Source organism: Sphingomonas sp. IC-56 (genome assembly GCF_021043375.1).
GTDB lineage: Bacteria > Pseudomonadota > Alphaproteobacteria > Sphingomonadales > Sphingomonadaceae > Sphingomonas.
The window spans coordinates 43,967-64,735 of sequence record NZ_JAJNDV010000013.1 but is presented as its reverse complement, the minus strand read 5'-3'; the positions used below and the strand labels follow the sequence as shown (position 1 = coordinate 64,735).

Annotated in this window: 19 protein-coding genes and 2 tRNA genes; 5 read left to right on the top strand and 16 right to left on the bottom strand. The window is 65.3% G+C overall.

Translation table 11 applies throughout. From position 1 onward, the window contains the following. The first annotated feature begins 62 nt into the window (after positions 1-62). Positions 63-296: a hypothetical protein gene (locus LQ953_RS15295; RefSeq protein WP_231031853.1), complete on the top strand. Its 234-nt coding sequence runs from the start codon at positions 63-65 to the stop codon at positions 294-296. A 168-nt stretch (positions 297-464) separates the two neighbouring features. Here the strand turns inward: LQ953_RS15295 and LQ953_RS15290 are convergent. From LQ953_RS15290 to LQ953_RS15275, 4 genes are all read right to left on the bottom strand, one after another. After that, positions 465-541, bottom strand: a tRNA-Pro gene (locus LQ953_RS15290). Positions 542-597: 56 nt separating this feature from the next. Beyond that, positions 598-673: transfer RNA gene (locus LQ953_RS15285), tRNA-Ile, on the bottom strand. Next, positions 664-1,668 carry a polysaccharide deacetylase family protein gene (locus LQ953_RS15280; RefSeq protein ID WP_330999447.1) on the bottom strand — a complete coding sequence of 335 codons (1,005 nt, stop codon included), beginning with the start codon at positions 1,666-1,668 and terminating at the stop codon, positions 664-666. Before LQ953_RS15280 ends, LQ953_RS15285 begins: the two co-directional genes overlap by 10 nt. Positions 1,669-1,724: 56 nt before the next feature. After that, positions 1,725-3,230: a sensor histidine kinase gene (locus LQ953_RS15275; RefSeq protein ID WP_231031852.1), complete on the bottom strand. Its 1,506-nt coding sequence runs from the start codon at positions 3,228-3,230 to the stop codon at positions 1,725-1,727. Positions 3,231-3,538: 308 nt separating this feature from the next. On the opposite strand from LQ953_RS15275, the gene LQ953_RS15270 reads away from it, so the two are divergent. Continuing rightward, positions 3,539-4,006, top strand: a complete 468-nt coding sequence (locus LQ953_RS15270; protein ID WP_231031851.1) for an Lrp/AsnC family transcriptional regulator — start codon at positions 3,539-3,541, stop codon at positions 4,004-4,006. Between the two features lie 56 nt (positions 4,007-4,062). Here the strand turns inward: LQ953_RS15270 and LQ953_RS15265 are convergent, their stop codons facing one another. The 4 genes from LQ953_RS15265 to LQ953_RS15250 form a co-directional block, all read right to left on the bottom strand. Further along, positions 4,063-5,319, bottom strand: coding sequence for a tetratricopeptide repeat protein (locus LQ953_RS15265; RefSeq protein WP_231031850.1), 1,257 nt, complete (start codon positions 5,317-5,319; stop codon positions 4,063-4,065). A 648-nt stretch (positions 5,320-5,967) separates the two neighbouring features. Continuing rightward, the gene (locus tag LQ953_RS15260; RefSeq protein WP_231031849.1) at positions 5,968-6,219 is read right to left on the bottom strand and encodes an ankyrin repeat domain-containing protein; all 252 of its coding nucleotides are present in this window, start codon (positions 6,217-6,219) and stop codon (positions 5,968-5,970) included. A 25-nt stretch (positions 6,220-6,244) separates the two neighbouring features. Next, positions 6,245-6,523: a hypothetical protein gene (locus LQ953_RS15255; protein ID WP_231031848.1), complete on the bottom strand. Its 279-nt coding sequence runs from the start codon at positions 6,521-6,523 to the stop codon at positions 6,245-6,247. A gap of 80 nt (positions 6,524-6,603) precedes the next feature. After that, positions 6,604-7,650 (bottom strand): NAD(P)-dependent oxidoreductase, encoded by a 1,047-nt coding sequence (locus tag LQ953_RS15250; RefSeq protein WP_231031847.1) that lies wholly within the window; start codon positions 7,648-7,650, stop codon positions 6,604-6,606. 87 nt (positions 7,651-7,737) lie between these two features. On the opposite strand from LQ953_RS15250, the gene LQ953_RS15245 reads away from it, so the two are divergent. After that, complete coding sequence (locus LQ953_RS15245) at positions 7,738-8,340, top strand: TetR/AcrR family transcriptional regulator (protein ID WP_231031846.1); 603 nt, start codon at positions 7,738-7,740, stop codon at positions 8,338-8,340. A 228-nt stretch (positions 8,341-8,568) separates the two neighbouring features. On the opposite strand, the gene LQ953_RS15240 is transcribed toward LQ953_RS15245, so the two are convergent. After that, on the bottom strand, positions 8,569-9,462 hold the full coding sequence (locus LQ953_RS15240; protein ID WP_231031845.1) for a LysR family transcriptional regulator: 894 nt from the start codon (positions 9,460-9,462) through the stop codon (positions 8,569-8,571). A 108-nt stretch (positions 9,463-9,570) separates the two neighbouring features. Between LQ953_RS15240 and LQ953_RS15235 the strand changes: the two genes are divergently transcribed. Then, positions 9,571-10,440, top strand: a complete 870-nt coding sequence (locus tag LQ953_RS15235) for an SDR family oxidoreductase (protein WP_231031844.1) — start codon at positions 9,571-9,573, stop codon at positions 10,438-10,440. 32 nt (positions 10,441-10,472) lie between these two features. Beyond that, entirely contained in the window at positions 10,473-10,940 is a 468-nt protein-coding gene (locus LQ953_RS15230; protein ID WP_231031843.1) for an AtaL-like protein, read from the top strand. A gap of 96 nt (positions 10,941-11,036) precedes the next feature. On the opposite strand, the gene LQ953_RS15225 is transcribed toward LQ953_RS15230, so the two are convergent. The 7 genes from LQ953_RS15225 to LQ953_RS15195 all read right to left on the bottom strand — a co-directional run bounded on the left by LQ953_RS15225 (position 11,037) and on the right by LQ953_RS15195 (position 20,747). Further along, a complete protein-coding gene (locus LQ953_RS15225; RefSeq protein WP_231031842.1) occupies positions 11,037-13,208 on the bottom strand; it encodes an outer membrane beta-barrel family protein in 2,172 nt (723 codons plus the stop codon). A gap of 169 nt (positions 13,209-13,377) precedes the next feature. Next, the gene (locus LQ953_RS15220; protein WP_231031841.1) at positions 13,378-15,153 is read right to left on the bottom strand and encodes a hypothetical protein; all 1,776 of its coding nucleotides are present in this window, start codon (positions 15,151-15,153) and stop codon (positions 13,378-13,380) included. 10 nt (positions 15,154-15,163) lie between these two features. Next, complete coding sequence (locus LQ953_RS15215) at positions 15,164-16,072, bottom strand: ABC transporter ATP-binding protein (RefSeq protein ID WP_231031840.1); 909 nt, start codon at positions 16,070-16,072, stop codon at positions 15,164-15,166. Beyond that, entirely contained in the window at positions 16,069-16,479 is a 411-nt protein-coding gene (locus tag LQ953_RS16275; RefSeq protein ID WP_269141534.1) for a GntR family transcriptional regulator, read from the bottom strand. The genes LQ953_RS15215 and LQ953_RS16275 overlap by 4 nt, the downstream gene beginning before the upstream one ends. Before the next feature lie 622 nt (positions 16,480-17,101). Then, positions 17,102-17,641, bottom strand: a complete 540-nt coding sequence (mobA, locus tag LQ953_RS15205) for a molybdenum cofactor guanylyltransferase (RefSeq protein ID WP_231031839.1) — start codon at positions 17,639-17,641, stop codon at positions 17,102-17,104. Then, the gene (fdhD, locus tag LQ953_RS15200) at positions 17,638-18,456 is read right to left on the bottom strand and encodes a formate dehydrogenase accessory sulfurtransferase FdhD (protein WP_231031838.1); all 819 of its coding nucleotides are present in this window, start codon (positions 18,454-18,456) and stop codon (positions 17,638-17,640) included. Before fdhD ends, mobA begins: the two co-directional genes overlap by 4 nt. A 2-nt stretch (positions 18,457-18,458) precedes the next feature. Then, positions 18,459-20,747 (bottom strand): FdhF/YdeP family oxidoreductase, encoded by a 2,289-nt coding sequence (locus tag LQ953_RS15195; protein WP_231031837.1) that lies wholly within the window; start codon positions 20,745-20,747, stop codon positions 18,459-18,461. Positions 20,748-20,769 lie beyond the last annotated feature (22 nt).

The following is a 20,769-nucleotide window of genomic DNA, read 5'->3' as shown; positions in this document are numbered from 1 at the left end:
GACGTGCTTCGCAGCGGCGTTTGAGCCGGAGGCGAAACGTCTTAGCTGAAGGGACGCACCCTATGAAGAAGATCCTGATCGTCGCCGCCACCGCCGGCCTGATGTCGCTCGCTGCCTGCAACGGCGGCACCGAGAACACCGCGACCGAAGCGGCCATCGAAAACCACGAGGCGAACGCTGCGATCTACGAAGAGGCCGCCGACAACACCGCGAATGCGACTGTCGAGAACGTCCTCGAGAACGCTGCCGACGTCGAAGAGAACGCGGCTGACGCGCTCGAAGCCAACGCGCAGTAATCTCCTTCCGGTCTTCGGATCGGGATGATGATCGCGAAAGGGCGTCCCTCATGGGGCGCCCTTTTTCGTTGCGCCACACGCGAAGTGCTCGTGAGGGCCCACCGACGCTGGCGAGCAGCGTCCCGCCAGGGGACCAATCGGCGGTCTTGATAGATGCTTTTGAGGTGGTGGTCGGGGAGACAGGATTCGAACCTGCGACATCCTGCTCCCAAAGCAGGCGCGCTACCGGACTGCGCCACTCCCCGACGCCATGCGCGCTTAGGCGCTCCTGCGTCGGTGCACAAGTCACGAAACAGGCTGCTGGTGGGCCCGGCAGGACTCGAACCCGCAACCTAGCCGTTATGAGCGGCCAGCTCTAACCATTGAGCTACAGGCCCCCAGCGGCACCGGCGATAGCGGAGGTGCTGGGCGGATCGCAAGCCGTGTCGAGTGCATCAATGATTTCAGCGAGCGGCGCCGCGCTGAAGCCGAGCCGATCTAGTTCGCTCAACACTCCCTCCCACCACGCGTAAAACTTCGCCAGATCCGCTGCGGTTCGCACATAGGGCGTATGCCCGGGCTCCAGCGAAGGCGAGTGGAAGCTGAAGTTGAGCAAGCGCACCCCCTCCCCCGCCGCGAACCGGATCGCCTCCAGAACATCGACCAGCGGCATGTCTTCAGGCGTCAAAGCGACGCGCGAGAGCAGCCCCAGGCGCGAAGCGATGCCACGCCCCCGCGGCAGCTTGCCAAGCGCGGCGTGCAACCGCCCACCTGCCCGCCTGGCATGCCCGGTAAAGATCGTGGAGAGCGGCAGCTCGACGAGCCCATTAGCGAAACGAAAGGGTTGGTTGCCGATCCTACTAAAGTCAGGACCACCCTCCGCGCTGTAATCATAACCGGCGCGCATCGAGCTATCGATTCGATATCCGAGCCGGGACAACACCCCTGCGGTGTTCGGGCCGATGCCATAACGTCCCGCGCGGTAGATACGCGGCCGGACGCCCACCGCTGACGTGATGGCATGGGTAAGCGTCGTAAGCTTGGCCTCCTCCAGAGCCGGAGGAAGGTTGCCGGCGAAACTGTTCACGCTGCCGACCGGCTCATCAAAGGGCGGGTTCACCCATGGATGAAGCTGCGTACCCACCGCCGAACGGCCGTCCTCCAGAAGCCTTCGAAGGATTTCGGCTGCGTAAGGACAAGTGGCAATAGGGTGGTCGATCAGATAAGTCAGCGGCACGCCGCGTGCAGCAAACCAGGCGTGCGTACCGGGAACTGCTCGAACATGGCTGGTCCCCCGCGCATCGCGGCTGAGGGGTTTGCCCCAATCGAACTCTTCCTCCGTGTCGACAAACACCCCGAAGCGCTTGCCGAACGCCTCCGGCCATTGCAGCAACGCGTCTGCTGCCGGCGCCGGCACCCGGTAACAGGGGAGCCCCCGCCCCTTCACGCTCAGTTCAAATGCGCCTGGCCCACTTGGCTGGTTACGGAGGCCGGGAGCCGCAAAGTCAAGCGCTCGCTGCCGATCGCAAGCGATCCGCCAAGCTCGCGCGCAAGGTTGCGGGCGAGCCGCAGCGCAAAGCCGGTGCCGAGCAATGTGGCGTCGTCCTGCTCGTCGTCGATGCCGAGCACGGACTCCCCGGAGTAATCGGCAAGCGCGCGCGGACGATCCATGGCGATCGACACGGTGTCCTCCCGCTCACGCGCGACGTAAACGCCGATCCGCTCGCCCTTGGCGCTGGCAGACACCAGCGTCGCGAGCAGGCGCGACAACAGCCGCTCGACCGCGCGCCGGTCGCCCACCACCGATGCATCGTCAATCGGCAGGGCGATCATCGCCCCCCGCAGTTCAGCTAAAGGGCCAAGATCGTCCGCGATGGATTCCAGCAACGGCCGCAATCCGACGCGCCCCGGAACCAGCGCCAGCGCCGCGCTGTCGATTCGCGCAGCCAAATCGAGATCATCGATCGCCCCAAGCAACTCGCGCGCCTGGGCCCGGATGGTGTGCGCGCGCTCGCGATAGACCGCGGCGACCGGGCCCAGCATCTGCGACTCAATCATCTCGGCAAAGCCGGCGATGGCGTTGGTGGGTGTGCGCAGTTCATGGACGAGCTGACGCAGCGAATCCGCTGATGCGTTCGAAGATCCGGACGCGGGCAGTTCGGCGCGCTCATCTGCACGCGGGCGGCGGGCCGTGCCGCGATAGCCGGTAAAGCGCCCACTGACGGAATCGAACACCGGCACGCCCGAAATCAGCCAGTCGCCGGAAGCGTCAGACTCACCCTCCACCTTCAGCCGTGCATGGGAGAAAACCGTGCGATGGCGAAACGCGCCACTGGCGACACCATCCACGCGCAGGCCGGCGCTGCCCGCACCGGAATCAAGGCCAATGCCGATCACCGCGCCGCGGCTCACGCCATCCACCCAGCGGATGACGCCCTTCGCATCGGTTTCGAACCGGAACTCCTCGGCCACGTACAGCGGCATGGGGGCTGGCGGTTCCGCCTCCCGATTGCGCCAAAAGGCGTCGATACGCGCAACCACCTCCGCGATCTCGAACGTCCCGGCATCCGGATCAGAAGGCGCTTCTGCGACAGCGGGCTCGACCGAAGGCTCGGCCGATGGTTCAGCAGCCGTGGAAGCTTCCACCGGCAAGCTATTGTCCGGAAGGACGAAATCGATCGGTCCGAAACTTTCAAGTGCACGCTGCACCACCGGACTGAGATCGCGGCGGTTGCGCAGGATCGACCGGCCCGCGGGGGTCAGCTCGGGCAGAAGCTGGATCCACTCGGCTGCGGCGAGGCGCGCGGAACGCAGCGTCGGCGCCGCGACCTGCGCGTCATCCAAGGCAAAGAGACGGACCAGCGGTGCCGGCGGATTGGCGAATTCCAGTGCGCGGGCACTGGCGGCCCGAACACCCGACGGCACGCCCGCCTGAAGGCTGCGCAGCGCCGACATCACGCGCGTGTCCGGAGCGATCCGGCGGCGCCCCACCAGATCGACAAGTTGCCGCCATGCCGATTGCGCGCCAACGGGCGTCCGCAAATCGGAGGCGAGAACCGTTTCCAGAGTATCGTCGAAACGCACGCTTAGCTTGATCCTCGCTGACGTCGGAAACAATGTCCTAACGATTCCTTAACGCCCGCCGCTCCCGTCACAAACAGCCTAAAATGAGACGTAGCATTGTGGGACAATTGCGTTGATTTGTAATATTCGTATAGCTAAGGGGTGGCGAAAGCAAATATTTGATCCGGAGTTGCAGAATAATGCGGTTTGACGACATCGATGTGCGAATTCTGGCCCTTCTGCAAGAGAATGGTCGGATGACGAACGTCGAACTGGCCGAGCGGGTCGGCCTGACGGCTCCCCCCTGCCTGCGGCGCGTGCGCGCGCTGGAACAGCAGGGCGCGATCAGCGGATATCATGCCGCCTTAGACCCAGCGGCGCTGGGATACAACCTGACGGTTTTCGCGATGGTGAGCCTGAAGAGCCAGGCCGACGCCGATCTTCGCGCGTTCGAGCAGCGCGTGGGCGAGATCCCTGAAGTGCGTGAATGCCATATGCTTAATGGCGAGATCGACTTCATCCTGAAGATCGTTGCGCCCGACCTCCAGAGCTTTCAGCAGATCCTCACCACTCAGCTGACCACCGCACCCAACGTCGAGCACGTGAAGACGTCACTGACGATCCGCACCGCGAAATCGCTGCCCGGCGTCCCCGTCCCTGAGATGTAAGAAAAGGGGGCGGCGCCTTTCGACGCCGCCCCCTTTTCTGCATTCGACCTTCAGCCTCACGCGCCGAGCGGCGGGAAGTCGATCGAAGTAGCCCAGAGCAGCGCCAGGTTCCCGAAGGGCCCGGTTGCCGGGACCGCCTGGAAGGCAGTGCGCGCCTCGTCCTTGCGGCCCAGCCGCTGCAGCGCGATGCCGCGGTGCAGGTTCACCTCATCGGCCTTGGCGCCACCGCGCTGCAGCGCCTGGTCGTACAGTTCCAGCGCCTTGGCATTGTTGCCCGACGCCAGGAACGCGTCGGCCAGGTTGGCAGTCTGCGTACCGGTCTTGGCCGTCGCGATCTGACGGTCGAGCGAGCCCTCCGCCTTCGCGGCAGCCTGCGACGCGGTGTAGATCCGGCCAGTATCGGAGTCACCGGCCGGAATCTTGCCGTTCTTGCGCCCCTCTTCGATAGCCGCCACGGCTTCCCACGGCAGGCCGCTGGTCTGCGCCTGATAGGCGTAGTCGGCATAGTCGCCGCGGTCGGCCAGCGCATTGGTGGAGCGCATCAGACGATACAGGTCGAGCTTCTCGACCTTGTCGTTAGCGGTGGGCGCACCCTGGCGCGTCACCTGGATCACCCAGCGCCAGTTCTGCACGGTGGGATATTCCTGGATGTAGCGCGTCATCCACTGCGCGGTCGCGGTACGATCGCCAAGCGCGGCGACTTTGGGGATTGCAAAGCGGTACCATTCCACCGGCGGCTTGCGGCCGGCGGCCTTGCTCGCCGCCATTGCCTTCTCGACTTCCGCGACGGCTTCGGCATTCTTGCCGGTCGCGCCATAGGCATTGGCGAGCAGGATCGAGATATCGTCGGCGGTCGAACCTGCCTCGCGCGCCTTGGTCAGAAACTGGATCGCCTCGGCATTCTTCTTGCCGTTCGCCGCAGCGACACCCTGAAGATAATAGAAGCGCTGCTGATACACCTTGGCGTTCTGCGGCGGGGTGGTGGGATTGTTCGCCAGGATCTGGAGCGCCGTGGCCTGACCGTTGACGTTGTTGCGCGACGTCTCGAGCTGGAGGCGCAGCACCGCGGCGAAATACTTCTCGGTGTCGCTTTTGGCGACGGCTTCGGCGGCAACGATGTTCGGCTCGGCAGCGGCCCAGTTCTTGGCCTCCACTGCGGCCTGTGCGGCAGCGGCAGGCGTACGGAACTCGTCGCTCACCTTGACCTCGGGCGCCTTCTCGTTCTTCTTCTGCGCAAGGGCCGGCGACACGCCCAATGCGGAAGTGCCCAGCGTCAGCGCAGCGGCCATCGCGAGCTTCGAAACGAACGTCATGTACTACTCTCCTCGTGGGAACGCGGACGGGTTCGGACGATCCTCTAGTTAACCGTTCGAGCCCGTACAAGCGACGCGATTGCATCGCGCAATGCCAGTCGCAGCATGAACCGCTTTTGAACGCGTTGGTTCAATCCACCCGTGCAGCACTCTCTCGCGCGCACGCGCGGGCCGCGCAAAGTCGATCGGTGGTGAACGACAATGCCAATCGGGAAAAGGCGCCTCACCGCGGTCTACAAGGACCTACCGCGTACCTCGCACAACGGTTCGGCGTGGTGGAGCTACTAGATGAAAGCCTGATGCACCCGACGAGATCAGGCAGTGAGGCTGGTACAGCGGTTAGAAATACGTAAAGCTGCGGCCGGGCACCGACGCCGCGGCGATAAATGCGCACCTCGGGCCTTGGATGCTTGGCAACGTCCCCGCCATACGATCGGCGTGCGCATGGTCAGCCAAGCGGGAGGGGCAGCTCAGTGCGTGGAGCTATGCTACGTCTCGATCCCCGGTCTCAGATCTAGACAATGCTCCTATGTGAAGCATGTTCAACGCTTCGGAAGCATTCAGGGTTTGGCCAAACAGAAATCCCTGATCCTGATCACATCCCTGTGACTCCAGCAGCGCGCGCTGTCCGGAGGTTTCTCATCCGTTTCACCTCGGCTTGATCGCGAGCACGAGGGGTTGCGCCGCGATCGCATCGGCAATTGCCGCGTGGCCATCCCGCCGCGCGATGTCGGGTGCGGTTTCCTGCCAGTCGCTCCTGATCGTGGTCCGCGCGGCTCGGCGCAGGAGCAGCCGGACAACGTCCGCGTGCTTGTAGATGACGGCGTCCATCAGCGCTGTGTGGCCGGCGACCAGCGTTTGCTGGTCGGTGAAAGCGCCCTGATCAAGATGTGCTGGCACCGGGAAAGTCAGGCGGGGCCTGCCGTCAGCGGCCCTCCTCCCCCTCCAGCCGGACGAGCATCTTGCCGGTGTTGCCACCGGAGAAGAGATCGATGAACGCGCGCGGCGTATTCTCCAGCCCGTCGACGACGGTGTCTCGCCACGTCAGCCTGCCCTCAGAGATCCACTTTCCGCCATCGCGCTGGAACTCGGGCCACAGGTCCACATGATCGGTGACGATCAGGCCGCGGAGGGTGATGCGCTTCTCAACGGCCCGGTAGATGTTGCGCGGGCCTGTGGGCGCGTCATTATATTGCGCGATCATGCCGCACAGGGGGAAGCGCGCGAAATCGCTCGCTGCGTCCAGCGCGGCGGCGAGATCGGGCGTCTCGCGATAGTTGATGACTACATCGACTCCGAGATCTTCGAGGAGCCACCGGATCTTGTCCTTCGATCGAGCGCCAGTACGCGTCCGCCGATTTGTCGCAGGCGGGCGAGATAGGCGGCGGGCTCCAGCAGCTGATACGGGAAGTACAACCCCGCCGGCGGCGCATCTCCGCCGTCCAGACCGACCAGCCGCTCGAGCAGCATGGCGACGCCAAGGCCCGTGAGGGGGAATTGGCCTGCCGGATGGACGATCGCGTGTCGTGTGCGCAACGGCTGCCCCGCGTGGTCCGTCCCGCTCAGGTCGATGACGATCTCCGTCGACATCGGCTCGCCACGGCGGCGGCTGGAGCTGACGCCGGTTGCCAGATCGAAGGTGACATCGGGTGCACCGGTCGCGAGCGCGAGACCAAGAACATCGTTCGGCGACAGCGCGGTCGCCGCCATGTCTGTGCCGTCCACGGCGCGGAAGTTCGCTGTCGCATCCTCGCCCGTGCGCCAGACATAGGCGCCATCGCGCCGCGCAAGAGCGGCAGGCGTCGTCCGGGTGACATGTTCCAGGTCCGCCCTCTGAGCTGGCCCCCCGACATCCAGATCGTCGAGCAGGGCGCCGATCCGGATGGCGTCCACGCGCCGGAACTCACGCGCAAAATCGAGCGCGGGAACAGTCGTGGCGCCGACCAGCCATTCGGTGCCAAGTACGACCGGCGCGGCATTGGGGCGATGCATGTAGCTGCCGACTTCGGGGCCGATCTCGTGGAGCAGCGGCGAGATGCTGAGATGCGGAACTCCGCGCGCCTGGGCGAAGCGGAGCGTGGCGAGGCGCCGGTCGGTAAACAGAACGGCGACGGCGCCAACGCTGCGGCGGCCGATACCGAGATCGTCGCCCCTCAGGTCAAGCGCCACCGCCTCCGCCTGTCCAAGCGCGTCGGCGAACTCGCCCGCCTTGGCCAAATCGCGGCTGCCGAGCAAAAGCGGCAGGTCCGGATGCGCCGCCCGCAATTGCCGCGCCGCGTGACGTCCAACGGTGCCCGCGCCGCCGACGAGCAGAATGGGATCAGATGGCATTGCTATACCTCTTTTGCCATACTACCTACTTTCGGTAGCTAGTATGAGCTAAGCTACCAGTAGTAGCTTATCAAGAGGCGGGCTGACTTGACCGAAGAAAAAGAAGCGCGGGGGCGACGCCTGACAAAGGACGAGCGGCGTCGACAGCTGCTGGAAACCGCGCTGGCGATCGTGCGGGAAGAAGGCGCCGATCGCCTGACCCTTGGCCATCTCGCCACCCGCGCCGGCGTGTCGAAGCCGATTGCCTACGACCATTTCGAAACGCGGTCCGGCCTGCTGATCGAGCTCTATCGATGGATAGACACCGAACGCGTCGATGCCTTTCGCAAGTCGATGCAGGAGGGCGATCGCACCTTGGAAGAGACCGCGCAGGCACTGGCCGACGCCTATATCGATTGCGCGGCGGACACGACGGGCGAGTTCCAGGCGGTCGGTGCAGCGCTCGCCGGCAGCGAAGAGAAAGCAGCAGTCTTCCAGGAACTGCTGGACCATAGCGTCAGCATGTTTGTGGCGGTGCTGGCGCCGCACAGTAGTCTGACGACTAGGGAGCTCGAGCGCCGCTGCGTCGCGTTTGTCGGCGCGGGAGAGGCGCTGTCGGCGGCTCTGATCCGTGGCGTCTGTACGCAGCCCGAGGCGGTTAGCACCTTTGCGGCGCTGCTGGCGTGCGGTCTTCAGGCGCCCGAGGACTGAGGGAGCGGCGAAGACCCCCGTTCGGGAATGCAGGCCGCGAACCTACGGAACGGCGGCATGCCGGTTCCTCGCGCCTCGGCCGGGCGTGGAGGAGATCATGGTTCCGGATCAGGGGCACCTTGCGCATGTCTGGGCGTCCGAGCAACTGGCCGCGATCCTCAGCAGGCTCGTCACCGAAGCTGCGCTGCCGACCTGAGGCTTGCTCCTATCGCTGAAGGTGCAGTTTCATCAGTCGGTTAGAAAGGCCGCCAGTTCATCCGGCGTGCCCGTCGGAAAAGCTTCCTTGAGGAAATCCAAAAAAGCCGAAACTCGGGCGTTGAGCAGTCGCCGCGTTGGATAGAGCGCCCACAAGGTGATGTCCGGGCCCTCGATCTCGCCCAACGACCGCAAGCGGCCTGCCGCAAGATCGCGGCTGACAAGCGAAATCGGCAGACGGGCCACGCCTGCACCGGCAAGGGCTGCATCGCGCACCATGATCATCGAGGAAAGGTTCACGACCGGCTCGACCGGAATTTCGATCCTTCCCGCTGGAGTGATCCCGGTCCACGGTGAAGGTGGCTCCGCCGCGCCGCGCACGATAGCTGCAAGTGGCGCACCATCGCTTGGCATTTCCAGGGCTGCGGCGGCGACCATGACGAGGCGATCGCGCAGGAAAACGCGTCCCACCAGATTAGCGTCCGTGGGCGGATTAACGCGGATGACGAGGTCATAGCCTTCATCGACCATGTCCACCGATCGGTCCTCGGTGGTGACCTCCAGGCGAACGTCAGGATGGCGCAGCGAAAAGCGCGCGGCCAGCTTGCCCATCCCGATCTGAGAAAAGAGCAGTGGAGCGCTGATGCGCAAGCGCCCGCGCGGACGCTGGCTACCCGACGCAATCGCGGCCGCCGTTTCGTCCAACTCGCTCAGCAAGACGCGGGTTCGCTCGTGCAAAGCCCGACCTTCCTCCGTCAGCTTCAGCTTCCGCCCCCCGCGTTCGAACAATCGCAGGTCAAGATGGCTCTCCAGTTCGGCGACCCTACGCGACAGGGTTGCCTTGGGCCGTCCGGCTGCCCTCGACGCACGGCCGAAGCCGCCGTGGCGGGCAACCAAGTTGAAGTCGGCAAGCGCGAGCAGATCCATGTCGTTCCACCAATGAGACGGTGTGTCCCGATTGTCGATCTATCAGCATTACTGCGGGTCACTAAGTAGCGGGGTGTCGGACGGCTGTCCCAAACAAGGAGTTCCTCGATGACCATTCTCGTGACAGGCGCAACCGGCCGGATCGGTCGCCATCTCGTCGACCAACTCGTCACGCGCGGCGCGCAGGTGCGCGTGCTGACCCGTGATCCCGCCAAGACAGAGTTTCCGACGGGCGTGGAGGTGGCTCAGGGCGACCTGCTCGACATCGACGCTACGCGCAGCGCCTTCGCTGGCGTGCGCACGCTTTTCCTCCTCAATGCAGTTACCGGCGACGAATTCACCCAGGCGATCATCACCCTGAATCTCGCCCGAGAGGCCGGTGTCGACCGGATCGTCTACCTGTCCGTCTTCGATGCCGACCGGGCGGTCAACGTCCCGCATTTCGCGGTCAAATACGGTGCCGAGCGCATGCTGGAGCACATGGCTTTCGGAGCCACGATCCTGCGTCCGGCCTACTTTATCGACAATGACCTGATGATCAAGGACGTCATCCTCAGTCACGGCGTGTATCCGATGCCGATCGGCAGCAAAGGCCTTGCCATGGTTGACGCCCGCGACATCGCAGAGGTGGCCGCAATCGAGTTGATCCGTCGCGATCAGAGCCCCGAGAAGCTGCTCATCGAGACCATCAACCTTGTTGGTCCCGACACGCTCACCGGCGGCGGCGTCGCCGAGATCTGGAGCGGGCTGCTCGGTCGCCCGGTCGTCTACGGGGGAGACGATCCCAGCGGCTTCGAACAGAACGCAGCGAGCTTCATGCCCAAGTGGACCGCCTACGAGATGCGCCTGATGGCGCGACGGTGGGTAAGCGACGGCATGGTACCGCAAACCGGCGATGTTGCGCGGCTGACCGCCATCCTCGGCCGTCCGCTCCACAGCTATCGCGACTTTGCCGCGAGCCTCGCGCAGGCGGGATGACGCCCGCCTTTTCGAGAAACACGGAGATTCCGATGATCTATTCGACCGCCACCGTGCCGGTGAACCCTGCTGGCGACACGAGGTTGACCCGCGCCCAGCTATGGGCGGGCTTGATCCAGAAGGCACGCGACGCGCGGCTGTTCCTGCCGCCGGGCGTGTGCACCCGTTGCGAGATCTTGGAGGAGAGCAACACGCACTTCGTCCGCGAAGCGACCATCGCAGGCGACGACATCCGCGAGATCATCACGCTCGAGCCCGAGCGCAAGGTGACCTTCTTCCAAGCCACCGGCCCACGCGAGGGGGTGATCATCAACGAAGTGCTGGAGGATGCCGAGGGAGAGTTGCACCTGCGCTTCTACTGCTTTCTGGGTTTGCGGGACAAGGCGCCGGGCGGTCCGGAGGAACAGGCAGAGCAGGCGCAGTTCGACAGCGGCTACCACGCCGCGCTGCTCTCGACCCTCATGCGGACACGCGAACTGCTCGCCGACGGCAAGCTGTAACGCGATCACGCTCGTATTCCGCTATTCCTGTCCGCAGGCGGTGGAACTCTTCTCAACGGCGGCAAATCATAGCACTCGATGGCAACGCCGGCATGATCAGCCAACTGGTGCCGTTGCGCTCTGGTCGAAATCAAATCCCGGCTCCGGCCGTTTGCGCGCGGTCTGGGCACCTAGGTTCCACGTCAGCCCGAACAGCAGGATCGGACCGGGCCCCTTCTGGCGAATGCGGTCGCGCAGTTGCGGGGTGTCGATCACCGTTTCCTGCTGCGCGGTATCCAGGATATTCTGCCCGGTGAAGGTCAGGCTGAAGCGGTCGTCGATCTTGCGGCGGTAGCCGACATTCACGATCCCGCCCGGCTTGCGGTAGCCCTGCGCGATCAGCTGCGGGCCGGAATAGTTGCCGCTCAGCTGGACGAAGTCCCGCGCCGATGGTTGCCAGGTCAGGCTGGCGCGGGCGGTGCCGGTCGTCCCCGATCGCCGGCGCGACACACCAGCTTGCCGCGGGTCGATCTCGTTCCACAAGAAACCGCCTGAGGCATTGTAGGTCAGCTTCTTCGACAAACGCCCGCTCAGCACCGCCTCCATCCCGATACGCTCGCCGGTCGCAAGGTTCGCGCGAGTGTTCAGGAACACGTTGTTGCCGATGTCCTCCACCACGTCCGTCACTCCGTCACGCGACGTGCGGAAGAAGGCGGTGAGCGAGTAGAAGGTGCCGCCCTTGCGGCGCTGCCACGACGCCTCAAAAGAATCGGTGAGTTCCGGCCGCAGAAATGGATTGCCGCGCCGCAGGTTCAGGGGGTCCAGGTAGATGGTGTAGGGGCTCAAGTCCTGCCCGCTCGGGCGTTGGATCCGCCGGCTATAGCTCGCACGAAGCTGCTCGGTGGCGCTCAGTTCATAGCCAACGTGCGCGGTCGGATAGAGGCGGAAGTAATCGCGCTGGATCCGCACTGCATCCGTGCGCTGGTCGATGTCGAGCACCGCCTGCTCGCCACGCAGCCCCAGCTGCATCTCCCACTTTCCCAGGTCTATTTGATAGGTGCCATAGAAGGCGTGCACCGCCTGGTCGAAGTCGAAGCGATTGGTGAGCGACGGGACCGGCGCGAGTGCGTCGAGGCTCCCTCCCCGAACGCCTCGAAAGTCGAAGGCCGCCATGTTGTAGTCGCCCTCATAGCCAAGGTTCAGCGAGCCGGTGCCGATCGGCCGTTTGTAATCGATGCGGCTATCGATGTCGGTGCGGTCGATGTCAGTCGCGATCTGCTCGAAGCTCCATGGAGCGGAGGCGAAGTCGGTCGCACCGTCGATGCGACGGCGCTGTTGTAGCTGCTCGACTTCCAAATCCACTACCAGTTCGTGCCCGCGCCCAGGCAGCGTTCGCCGCCAGGAGGTGCGCGCGCCCAGGCTGCGCAAGCGCATGTCCATGTCCGCCGTGCGATCGAAGGTCGCAGCCGGCAGGTCGCTCACCGATCGGTCGATGCGGCTGATATCCTGTGTGCCGGCGCGGTAGCTGAGATCGCCGGTGAGCTTGCTATTGGCGCTCATGTTGTACTCCGCACCAACCCGCGCGCTGTGCATTGCCATGACCGGCTCAACCTCTGACACCTGGCGCGTACGCACGGTGATGCCGGTCGCAGGATCGGTGCGCTCGCGGTCCAGGGTAGCTTCGGTCTCGCTGCGGAACCGCCGATAAGCGACGTCCCCGGTGAGCGTCAGCTTCTTGCCCGAAAGTGCGCCGTTCGCACTGACATTGCCGCGACCGAGCGGCCCGGCGGCTGCGCGAATGGTCGCGTAGCGTGCGCCCTTGCGGACCTGCTTGGTGACAAGGTTGATGACGCCCCCTGCCCCTTCGGGACTCATCGCGGCGGAAGGATTGGTGATGATTTCCACGCGCTCGATCTGTCCGGCCGGCATCGACTGAAGCGCGTCGCCACGGCTTTCGCCGCGAAGCAGCGCGGAAGGGCGGCCATCGATCATGATCGTCACGCCCGGATCACCACGCAAGCTGACCCGCCCGTCCAGGTCGACATCGACGCCCGGCACTGCGCGCAGGGCGTCGGCGAGCGTGCCGTTCTGCACGTTCAAATCGTTCGCGACGTTAAAGCTCAGCCGATCGGTCGAGCCGACCACGTCCGATCGTGCGCCGGTTACGACCACGTCGTCGCGCGGTGGTGCGGCGGGCGGTGCCGCCGGCTGCTGCTGAGTCGTCGTGGGTGCTGCCTGAGCAGCAAGCGCCAGCACCGAAGCGGCGGCGAGCAATGATGTGGCAGCCATGTCTTATCCCCTTGCAACTCGTCGCTTTCAGACGGCGCGCGGACGGGGTGATCGGCATGACCACTTGGATGAGCGAACGCTCGAGGCGTCGCTCAGGGTATGGCTGCTATTCCGTCGCACACCCCTGAAGTGTGTACTGCGTGTAGTAGTACACCAATACTCGTGTTGGTCAAGCGGGTGATTGGCGCTCGATCAAGCAGAACGCGAGAAAGGCCGGCAAACTAAGGACTAGCGCCGCGATCGCCCACGCGCCGCTCAGCACGCCGCCCAGTCGCCGCCGCCGCGCAAGCAGCACAGTCGCGGCGGCACTCAGCACGGCCAGCACCCCGGCCACCAGCCAAATTCGTTGCGGCAGCACGATAGCCGCCCGCAGCTGCGTTGGGGCTTGAGCGCCACCGATCTCCTCGACTGCATTGGCAAGTCCGAGCATGGCGGGTGATAGCCAGCTATTCCGAAAGCGGATCAGATCGCTCAGTTCCGGCGCGAACTGGCGCTCTGCGATCGTCCGCACCGCTCCGTCGGGCGTTACCGATACGATGCGCTGCCACGCGCGTGACGGTCCCTCGATACTGTTTTGGCCAAGAAAGAAGGAAACGATCGTCTGGTCGGGGAGCTGCGCCACATCCAGGCGGCGAAGGTCACCGATCAGTCCAGGCAGCGGCACCGACAGCGGCGGTGTCACGGCAGTGCCGTCGAACACGCGACGGTCGAACAGATGGAGCGCGCGGGTCCCGAGCACTGCGACCTGTCGCCCGAGCGGAGTTGGAGACGCAGCAATCACCTCACCGGGTGCCAGCTGCACCACTCTGGCCAGCGTGCCCCGCGCCGGGTCAAGCCGGAACATCGCGCCGCCGGATGCGACCCTGCCGCCACCCACCCCGACCGGTGGCACAGCGAAGCCTGCGGCCGGCCGCATCCAGCCGACCGGATACTGGTCGCGCATACGCACGCCGCGGTAGGCGCCCGCATCCTGGCTATAGGTCCAGACGGTTCCGCGCCTTGGGTCGACCAGATCGGACCTCTCGCTGGTGGTAAGCATGGGGCCTGCTGGCACCCATTCGAGCGCGATCGGTAGCCGCGTGACCGGCACCCCGCGAAGTTGCGTGCGTACCGCTTCCGCCCCTGCTCCACCCGCTTCGGCCAGTGTCGTCCCAAGCAGCTCGTCCCCCGTCATTCGAGACGACTGGATGAGCCCGCGGGGCACCGACGCTTTCGGATTTATCAGCGGATTGCGGCCGAGTGCGGCAAGCATCATGTGCGACGTGAACCCGACCCCTAGCATCACGGCGAAGTAGAGCGCGAAAGATGCGACACCGGCGGTCAGCGCTCGCAGCGCGGGGGTGGTGGGCGCCAACGTCCGGTTGTGGTGAAAGGCGCCAAGCGTCAGCAGTGCGAGCACCGCAACCAAGAGGCACGGCAGCAGCAACGCCGCTGGCCCACCCACCAGATTGCCGACCAGCAGGATTCCGGCGGTAACCAATCCGATCCAGCCATAGCGACGCGGGGCGAGCGCGAGAAAGCTGCCCGCGAAGAAGCCGATCAGCGCGAACAACGCACCCCCGATCGCCAGCAGCCAGTGCCGCGTTTCTACCAGCCGGTCGACGCTGATCGAATGGACCGCAAACATGGCGAGGAGCGGCAGCAGCACTACGCCCAGAGTCACGGTGGCACCCGCTCCGCTGACAGCCGCCATGATCCGCGCCGGCGCAAGCGGGCGGTGGAGCAGCGCGACCCAGTGATTGGCGCGCGCATAGGTCGCCGCCTGGTAGACGCCAAAGATCAGGCCGCCGATCAGGTAGACCGCGCCCGCCAGGAAGCAGAGCTCCTCATCGGCGACATCGGGGAAGAAATCATCGAGCATCAGCAGCCCGAGTATGTGAAGCAGCGCGGCACCCGCCGCCCAGCGGCCGAAGCGCCCGACTTCCGCTTTGTAGAGTTCGTTCATGTCGCCGCTTTCAGTGCGCCGGACCGGCGTGGTTGCGGGTGAGAAAAGCATCGACCGCGCGATCAAGCGGCACGGGCATCGCTTCCACGCTGCGCGCGCCTAGGCTCCGCAGATAGCCCCCGAACGCCTCGCCCTGGTCGATCACGGTGAAGTGGTGAACGTCGTCAATGCGCCGGTGCTGGAGTAGGCCAGGCACCGCGTCCGCGGGCGGCGCCTGAAACGGCACGTCGGCGATCCATTGGGTAATCCGGTCGCAGAACGCTTCGGGACTAGAAAAGCTCGCCAGCCGCCCGCGTTCAAGCACCAGCAGCGTGTCCGCCAGCCGCTCCACCTCGTCCATCTGATGCGAGCAGTAGATCACGGTGCGCCGCTCGTCGCCGGCAGTCGAAACCAGCGCGTCGAGCAGGCGCCGCCGCGCGACTACGTCCAGGCCGAGGGTCGGCTCATCGAGGATCAGCAGCTCGGGCGACTGGCCGAGCGCGAGCGCGAGGTTGAGCCCGGCGCGCTCCCCGCGGGAAAGCTGGCCGACCTTCTGGCGCGGCAGCAGATCGAAGCTGGCGAGCACATTGTTGAACGCGTCATCGTCCCAGCGGTCCGCATAGTGAGCACGCTGCACCGCTAACACCGTCTCCACGCGCGCCCAGGGCGGCAATGTATGCTCTTCGTTGACGAAGCCGATCCGGCCGCGCGTCGCGGGCGATAGCGCCCCGCTCCGCTCCCCCAGCACCCAGCAATCGCCCGCGTCCGGTTCCTGAAAACCGAGCAGCAGGCGGAACAGCGTCGACTTGCCCGCGCCGTTCGCGCCGACGATCGCGTGGACCGCGCCACACGGCAGCGCCATGTTGAGTTTGTCGAGCGCGCGCTTACGCCCGTGAACGCGGGTCAGGCCGCGCGTCTCGACCGCGAGGCTGCTGGTCACGCCGACTGCCGGAGCCCGAGTTCGCCCAGCGCCTCGCCGACGCGCTCCACCGCCTCATCCGGATTGGCGCGGATCGCAACCACCTCGTTGACGAAGCGATCGACCGCTGCGTCGAGCCGGCGGTTACGCTCGCCGTCGCTCAGCGGATCGCGCTGCGCAGCGACGTACAGCCCCATGCCGGCGCGCGACACCAGCCAGCTGCCGGAGACGAGCTCGGCATAGGCCTTGGAGACCGTGTTGGGGTTAACCGCAAGCTGCTGCGCAAGCCCCCGGACGCTGGGCAACTGATCGCCAACCGCCAGCTCGGTCGCGGAAATCTTGCGGCGGATCGCGTCAACGATCTGCCCGGCTATGGAGCGGCGATCACCGGGAACGATGACGATCGCTAGGAGCGCAGTACGAGGCATAAGGCATCCCTACTGTTATAGTGCGAATAGAACAGTGGGGATGCCCGCTGTCAAGCGCGGCGCTCCGCGTCTGTTGGACTCCTAGCTTTAATACATGGCGGCCAGCGCGCCGGCCGTCAGCCTGATGCTGCTCGCCTCTTGCGTGGATCTTCGCGAGGCGTCTGACGCGGCGTTTCGTGCATTCGCTGGAGCGCTGGACGAGGATAGCGCGGCCCCGCTTCCCCTCAAGGGGACTGCGCGAACTGCGTGAAGCGGCTGCGGCGATCGCCGCTCTGCGCGATCGGCTCGCGATCGAGGCGGCCGAACGCGCGCGGATGCTGACCGCGATCGCTCACGACCTGCGTACGCCGCTGACCGGCCTTCGCTACAGATCGAGGCCGCACCCGAGCCGCAGCGCGCCCGCATGATCGCCGACGTCGAGCGCATGCAGGCAATGATCGATGAGGTCCTGGGATTTGCCAGGGACGCCGCGGCGCCGATCCGCGTGCTGAACGTCAGGCCGCTGCTCACCGCCATCGTCGAGGAGCCAACCATCATCCGCCTACCGGAACGTCAGAGCGGTTTCACCATCCGCATCGCGGGTGTCGCCGGTTTCGCCAACGCAGCTGCTCCCCCAAACTCCTCATGCGGAACCGGTCTCCCGCTCCAGCCGCGTTGCCGCGGCGCGGAGGTCGTCCGGCGTGTTGATGTTCAGCGCCGTATAATCCGTATCCACGGCAAGCGCGCCGATATGCGCGCCAAAGCCCCGCACCGATCGGCGATCATCCGTCGTGATGAACTCCCGCAGCGCAGAAGCCGCGCTCGCCGGCCACAGGCCGATCACCGGCTGCCCCTTCAGGTAGCTTGGCGCGTGCTTCAGGATCTCCGCCGGCAGATCCGGACAATCGACGCTGCACGTCAGCACGCGGTCGAACCCCTGCGCAGCGGCATAGTCCAGCGCGCCACAAAGGCCGCCCAGCGGGCCCAGTCCCGCTGTGGGCTGGTCCGGAATGCTGATCACGCCATCCAGCGTCCGCCCCGCAACCGCCACCTCGTCTGTATGACGGCGCAGATTGTCCAGCGCATGGTCCATCAGCCGCCGTCCGCCGAGCATCGCCAGCGCCTTGTCCGACCCGAAGCGCGACGACTTGCCCCCGGCAAGCACCACGCCGAGGGTCCTCATGCCACCGCCTGATGCGGGTCGTTCATCACCAGCATCGAATCGCGCCGCGCCAGCGCCACCAGCGTAAGCCCCGCCGCCTTCGCGCGCTCCACCGCCAGGCTGGTAGGCGCCGAGATCGTAACCAGCAGTGGGCAGCCGACCTGAACCGTCTTCTCGACCAGTTCGTAGCTGCACCGCGAGGTCAACAGGAAGAACCCCTTGGCAATCTCTCGGCCACTCCGCGCAACGGCCCCGATCAGCTTGTCCAGCGCGGTATGCCGGCCGACATCCTCGCGAACCTCGCATATCGTCCCGTCGGGCAGGCAGAAGGCCGCAGCGTGCACGGCACCCGTCGCGGCGCTGAGCGGCTGGTGATCGGAAAGCGCCGCAAGCGAGCGGTGGATTGCCGCCCGCGACGTCGCGATTCGCGCGACGACACTGGGCAGCGGTCGCAGCACCTGGGCGATATTGTCCATCCCGCACAACCCACAGGAGCTTTCGGACACCCGCAGCCGTGCGCGTCCCAGCACCGGTTCCAGCCGCGACTGCGCCAGCGTCACCCGCACCACCACCCCGCCGCCGGCGGCATGCACGTCGATGTCGAGCACTTCGTCGGGCGTGGCCAACCCCTCGGTCAGCGTGAACCCCAGCGCAAAGTCCTCCAGATCCGCCGGGGTGGCCATCATCACCCCATAACCGATCCCGTTATATTCGATGGCGACCGGCGTCTCGAGCGGGACCGTGCGCATACCCGCCTCGGCAGTGCCCATGTTGGTCTGAAACTCGGCGACCAGCGGAAATGGTGCCGCCGGATCGCCGCCCATGCTGTTCGCCATGTTCAGCGTGCGTCCGCCTTGATCCGCACCGGCACTGACTTGGCGGCCGGAGTTTTCGACAGGCGGTCGTGATGCGACAGCGGCATCAGCGGGTTCATTTCCGGATAATAAGCAGCGACGCAGCCGTTCGGCAGCGAGAAGGGCGTCACCACCAGCCCGCCCACTTCGCGGTGCACACCATCCTCGGCATCGCTGACCAGCGCGACCACCTGGCCCTCGGCCACCCCGGCTTTCGCCATCTCCTCGCGGTTCATCAGCAGCACGTCGCGCGTGCCCTCAATCCCGCGCAGCCGGTCGGAATAGCCATAGATCGTGGTGTTGAACTGATCGTTCGATCGCAGCGTGATCAGCCGATAGCGGCCCGGCGCATCATCGAACCCGGAGGCGTTCAGCGTCTCGGGCAGGGTAAATTCCGCCTTGCCACTCTCGGTCTTCCACACCCGCTCTCGCGCCGCATTGCCGCGGTAGAAGCCGCCGGGCGTGAACACCCGCGCATTGAAGTCGGCGAATTCATCCGGATAGGTCGCTTCGATCAGGTCGCGGACCTTGGCATAATCGCCGACCCACTCGTCCCATTGCACCTTGGGATTAGCAGGAAGCGTCTGCTTCGCGATCCCCGCCACGATCTCCAGTTCGGAAAGCAGATGCTCGCTCGCGGGCGTCCGCCGGCTGATCGAGCCGTGGATACACGACATGGTGTCCTCCATGGTCACGATCTGCGCGCCGCTCGCCTGCATGTCCTCCTCGGACCTGCCAAGGCATGGCAGCAGATAGGCGACCTGCCCGTTGATCAGGTGACTGCGGTTCAGCTTGGTCGCGATCTGCACGGTCAGGCGCATGTCGGTCCAGGCCGCCTCCATCTTCTCGCGCTCGGGAATTGCCCGAACGAAGTTGCCACCCAGGCCGAGGAACGCCTTCACCCTGCCCGCCAATATGCCTTCGCACGCCTCGACCGTGTTCATGCCCTTTTCGGTGGGCGGGTCGAAGCCATACAGCTTCTTGAGCGCGTCCAGCGGCACGAGTTCGGGCTTCTCGGAAATGCCGACCGTGCGCTGGCCCTGCACGTTGGAATGGCCGCGCACCGGCGAAATCCCGGCCCCCTCGCGGCCTATGTTACCGCGCAGCAGCAGCAGATTGATCAGGGTCCCGATCGTCTGCGAACCATGAACATGCTGCGTGACGCCCATGCCATAGATGCCGATGACGTTCTTCGCCTCGCAATAGATGTCAGCCGCCGCTTCCAGGTCGGCCCGCGCGAGGCCGGACTCGCGCTCGATCTCCTCCCATGGCGTGGCCTTCACCATCGCGGCGAACGCGTCGAAGTCGTGAGTGTGCTGCGCGATGAAATCGACGTCGATCAGATGGTGCTGCCGCTCGGCCCACTGCCGTTCCTCGCGCGCAAGCACATGCTTGCACATGCCCAGGATCGCCGCGATGTCGCCGCTCGGCCGCACCTGGAAATACAGGTCGGAGATCTCCGTCTCCTTGCCCGTCACCATCTCCACCGGGCTTTGCGGGTTGGTGAAGGCGATCAGCCCGCGCTCCTGCACCGGATTGAACGTCACGATCCGGCAGCCGCGGCGCTTCGCTTCCTGCAACGGGTGAAGGAAGCGCGGGCTGTTCGAACCGGTGTTCTGGCCAAAGAAGAAGATCGCGTCGCATTTCTCGAAATCGTCGAGCACACAGGTGCCGACCGGCGATCCGATCACCTTCTTCAGGCCCACCGACGTGGTTTCGTGGCACATGTTCGAACTGTCGGGCAGGTTGTTGTGCCCATACAAGCGAGCGAACAATGCCCATAGATAGGACGTCTCAAGGCTCGCCCGCCCGGACGTGTAGAACACCGTCGACTTTGGCTCGAGCGCGCGAAGCTCGTCGCCGATCGCGCGGAACGCCTCTTCCCAGCTTACCGGCACATATTTATCGCTGGCATGGTCATAGCGCATCGGGTGCGTCAGGCGCCCTTGCTGCTCCAGATCATAGTCGCGCCAGGTCTTGAGCTCGGCCACGTTGTGTTCGGCGAAGAACTCAGGCGTGCAGCGGCGGCTGGTAAGCTCCCAGAGCGTTGCCTTGGCGCCGTTCTCGCAAAACTCGAAAGGATGCGGGCTGGCGGGCTTTGCCCAGGCGCAGGACACGCACATGAAGCCGCCGGGCTTGTTCTGTCGGCGCAGCGTGTCGAGCGCGCCAGGAGATACCTTCTCCTTGCCTGCGATCAGCGAGATGCCACGAACCGAGCCCCACCCACCTGACGGCTTGTCATAATGCACCGTCTCGTCTGCGTCGTCCCGCATCACCCATACTCCAGCCTGCGTT

Bases quoted from the DNA above. Each gene is read 5' to 3' on its own strand.
- LQ953_RS15295 (WP_231031853.1), top strand. From the start codon at position 63: ATGAAGAAGATCCTGATCGTCGCCGCCACCGCCGGCCTGATGTCGCTC.
- LQ953_RS15275 (WP_231031852.1), bottom strand. From the start codon at position 3,230: ATGTCGGCGCTGCGCAGCCTTCAGGCGGGCGTGCCGTCGGGTGTTCGG.
- LQ953_RS15270 (WP_231031851.1), top strand. From the start codon at position 3,539: ATGCGGTTTGACGACATCGATGTGCGAATTCTGGCCCTTCTGCAAGAG.
- LQ953_RS15265 (WP_231031850.1), bottom strand. From the start codon at position 5,319: ATGACGTTCGTTTCGAAGCTCGCGATGGCCGCTGCGCTGACGCTGGGC.
- LQ953_RS15255 (WP_231031848.1), bottom strand. From the start codon at position 6,523: ATGATCGCGCAATATAATGACGCGCCCACAGGCCCGCGCAACATCTAC.
- LQ953_RS15250 (WP_231031847.1), bottom strand. From the start codon at position 7,650: ATGCCATCTGATCCCATTCTGCTCGTCGGCGGCGCGGGCACCGTTGGA.
- LQ953_RS15240 (WP_231031845.1), bottom strand. From the start codon at position 9,462: ATGGATCTGCTCGCGCTTGCCGACTTCAACTTGGTTGCCCGCCACGGC.
- LQ953_RS15235 (WP_231031844.1), top strand. From the start codon at position 9,571: ATGACCATTCTCGTGACAGGCGCAACCGGCCGGATCGGTCGCCATCTC.
- LQ953_RS15230 (WP_231031843.1), top strand. From the start codon at position 10,473: ATGATCTATTCGACCGCCACCGTGCCGGTGAACCCTGCTGGCGACACG.
- LQ953_RS15225 (WP_231031842.1), bottom strand. From the start codon at position 13,208: ATGGCTGCCACATCATTGCTCGCCGCCGCTTCGGTGCTGGCGCTTGCT.
- LQ953_RS15220 (WP_231031841.1), bottom strand. From the start codon at position 15,153: ATGAACGAACTCTACAAAGCGGAAGTCGGGCGCTTCGGCCGCTGGGCG.
- LQ953_RS16275 (WP_269141534.1), bottom strand. From the start codon at position 16,479: ATGCCTCGTACTGCGCTCCTAGCGATCGTCATCGTTCCCGGTGATCGC.
- mobA (WP_231031839.1), bottom strand. From the start codon at position 17,641: ATGAGGACCCTCGGCGTGGTGCTTGCCGGGGGCAAGTCGTCGCGCTTC.
- fdhD (WP_231031838.1), bottom strand. From the start codon at position 18,456: ATGGCGAACAGCATGGGCGGCGATCCGGCGGCACCATTTCCGCTGGTC.
- LQ953_RS15195 (WP_231031837.1), bottom strand. From the start codon at position 20,747: ATGCGGGACGACGCAGACGAGACGGTGCATTATGACAAGCCGTCAGGT.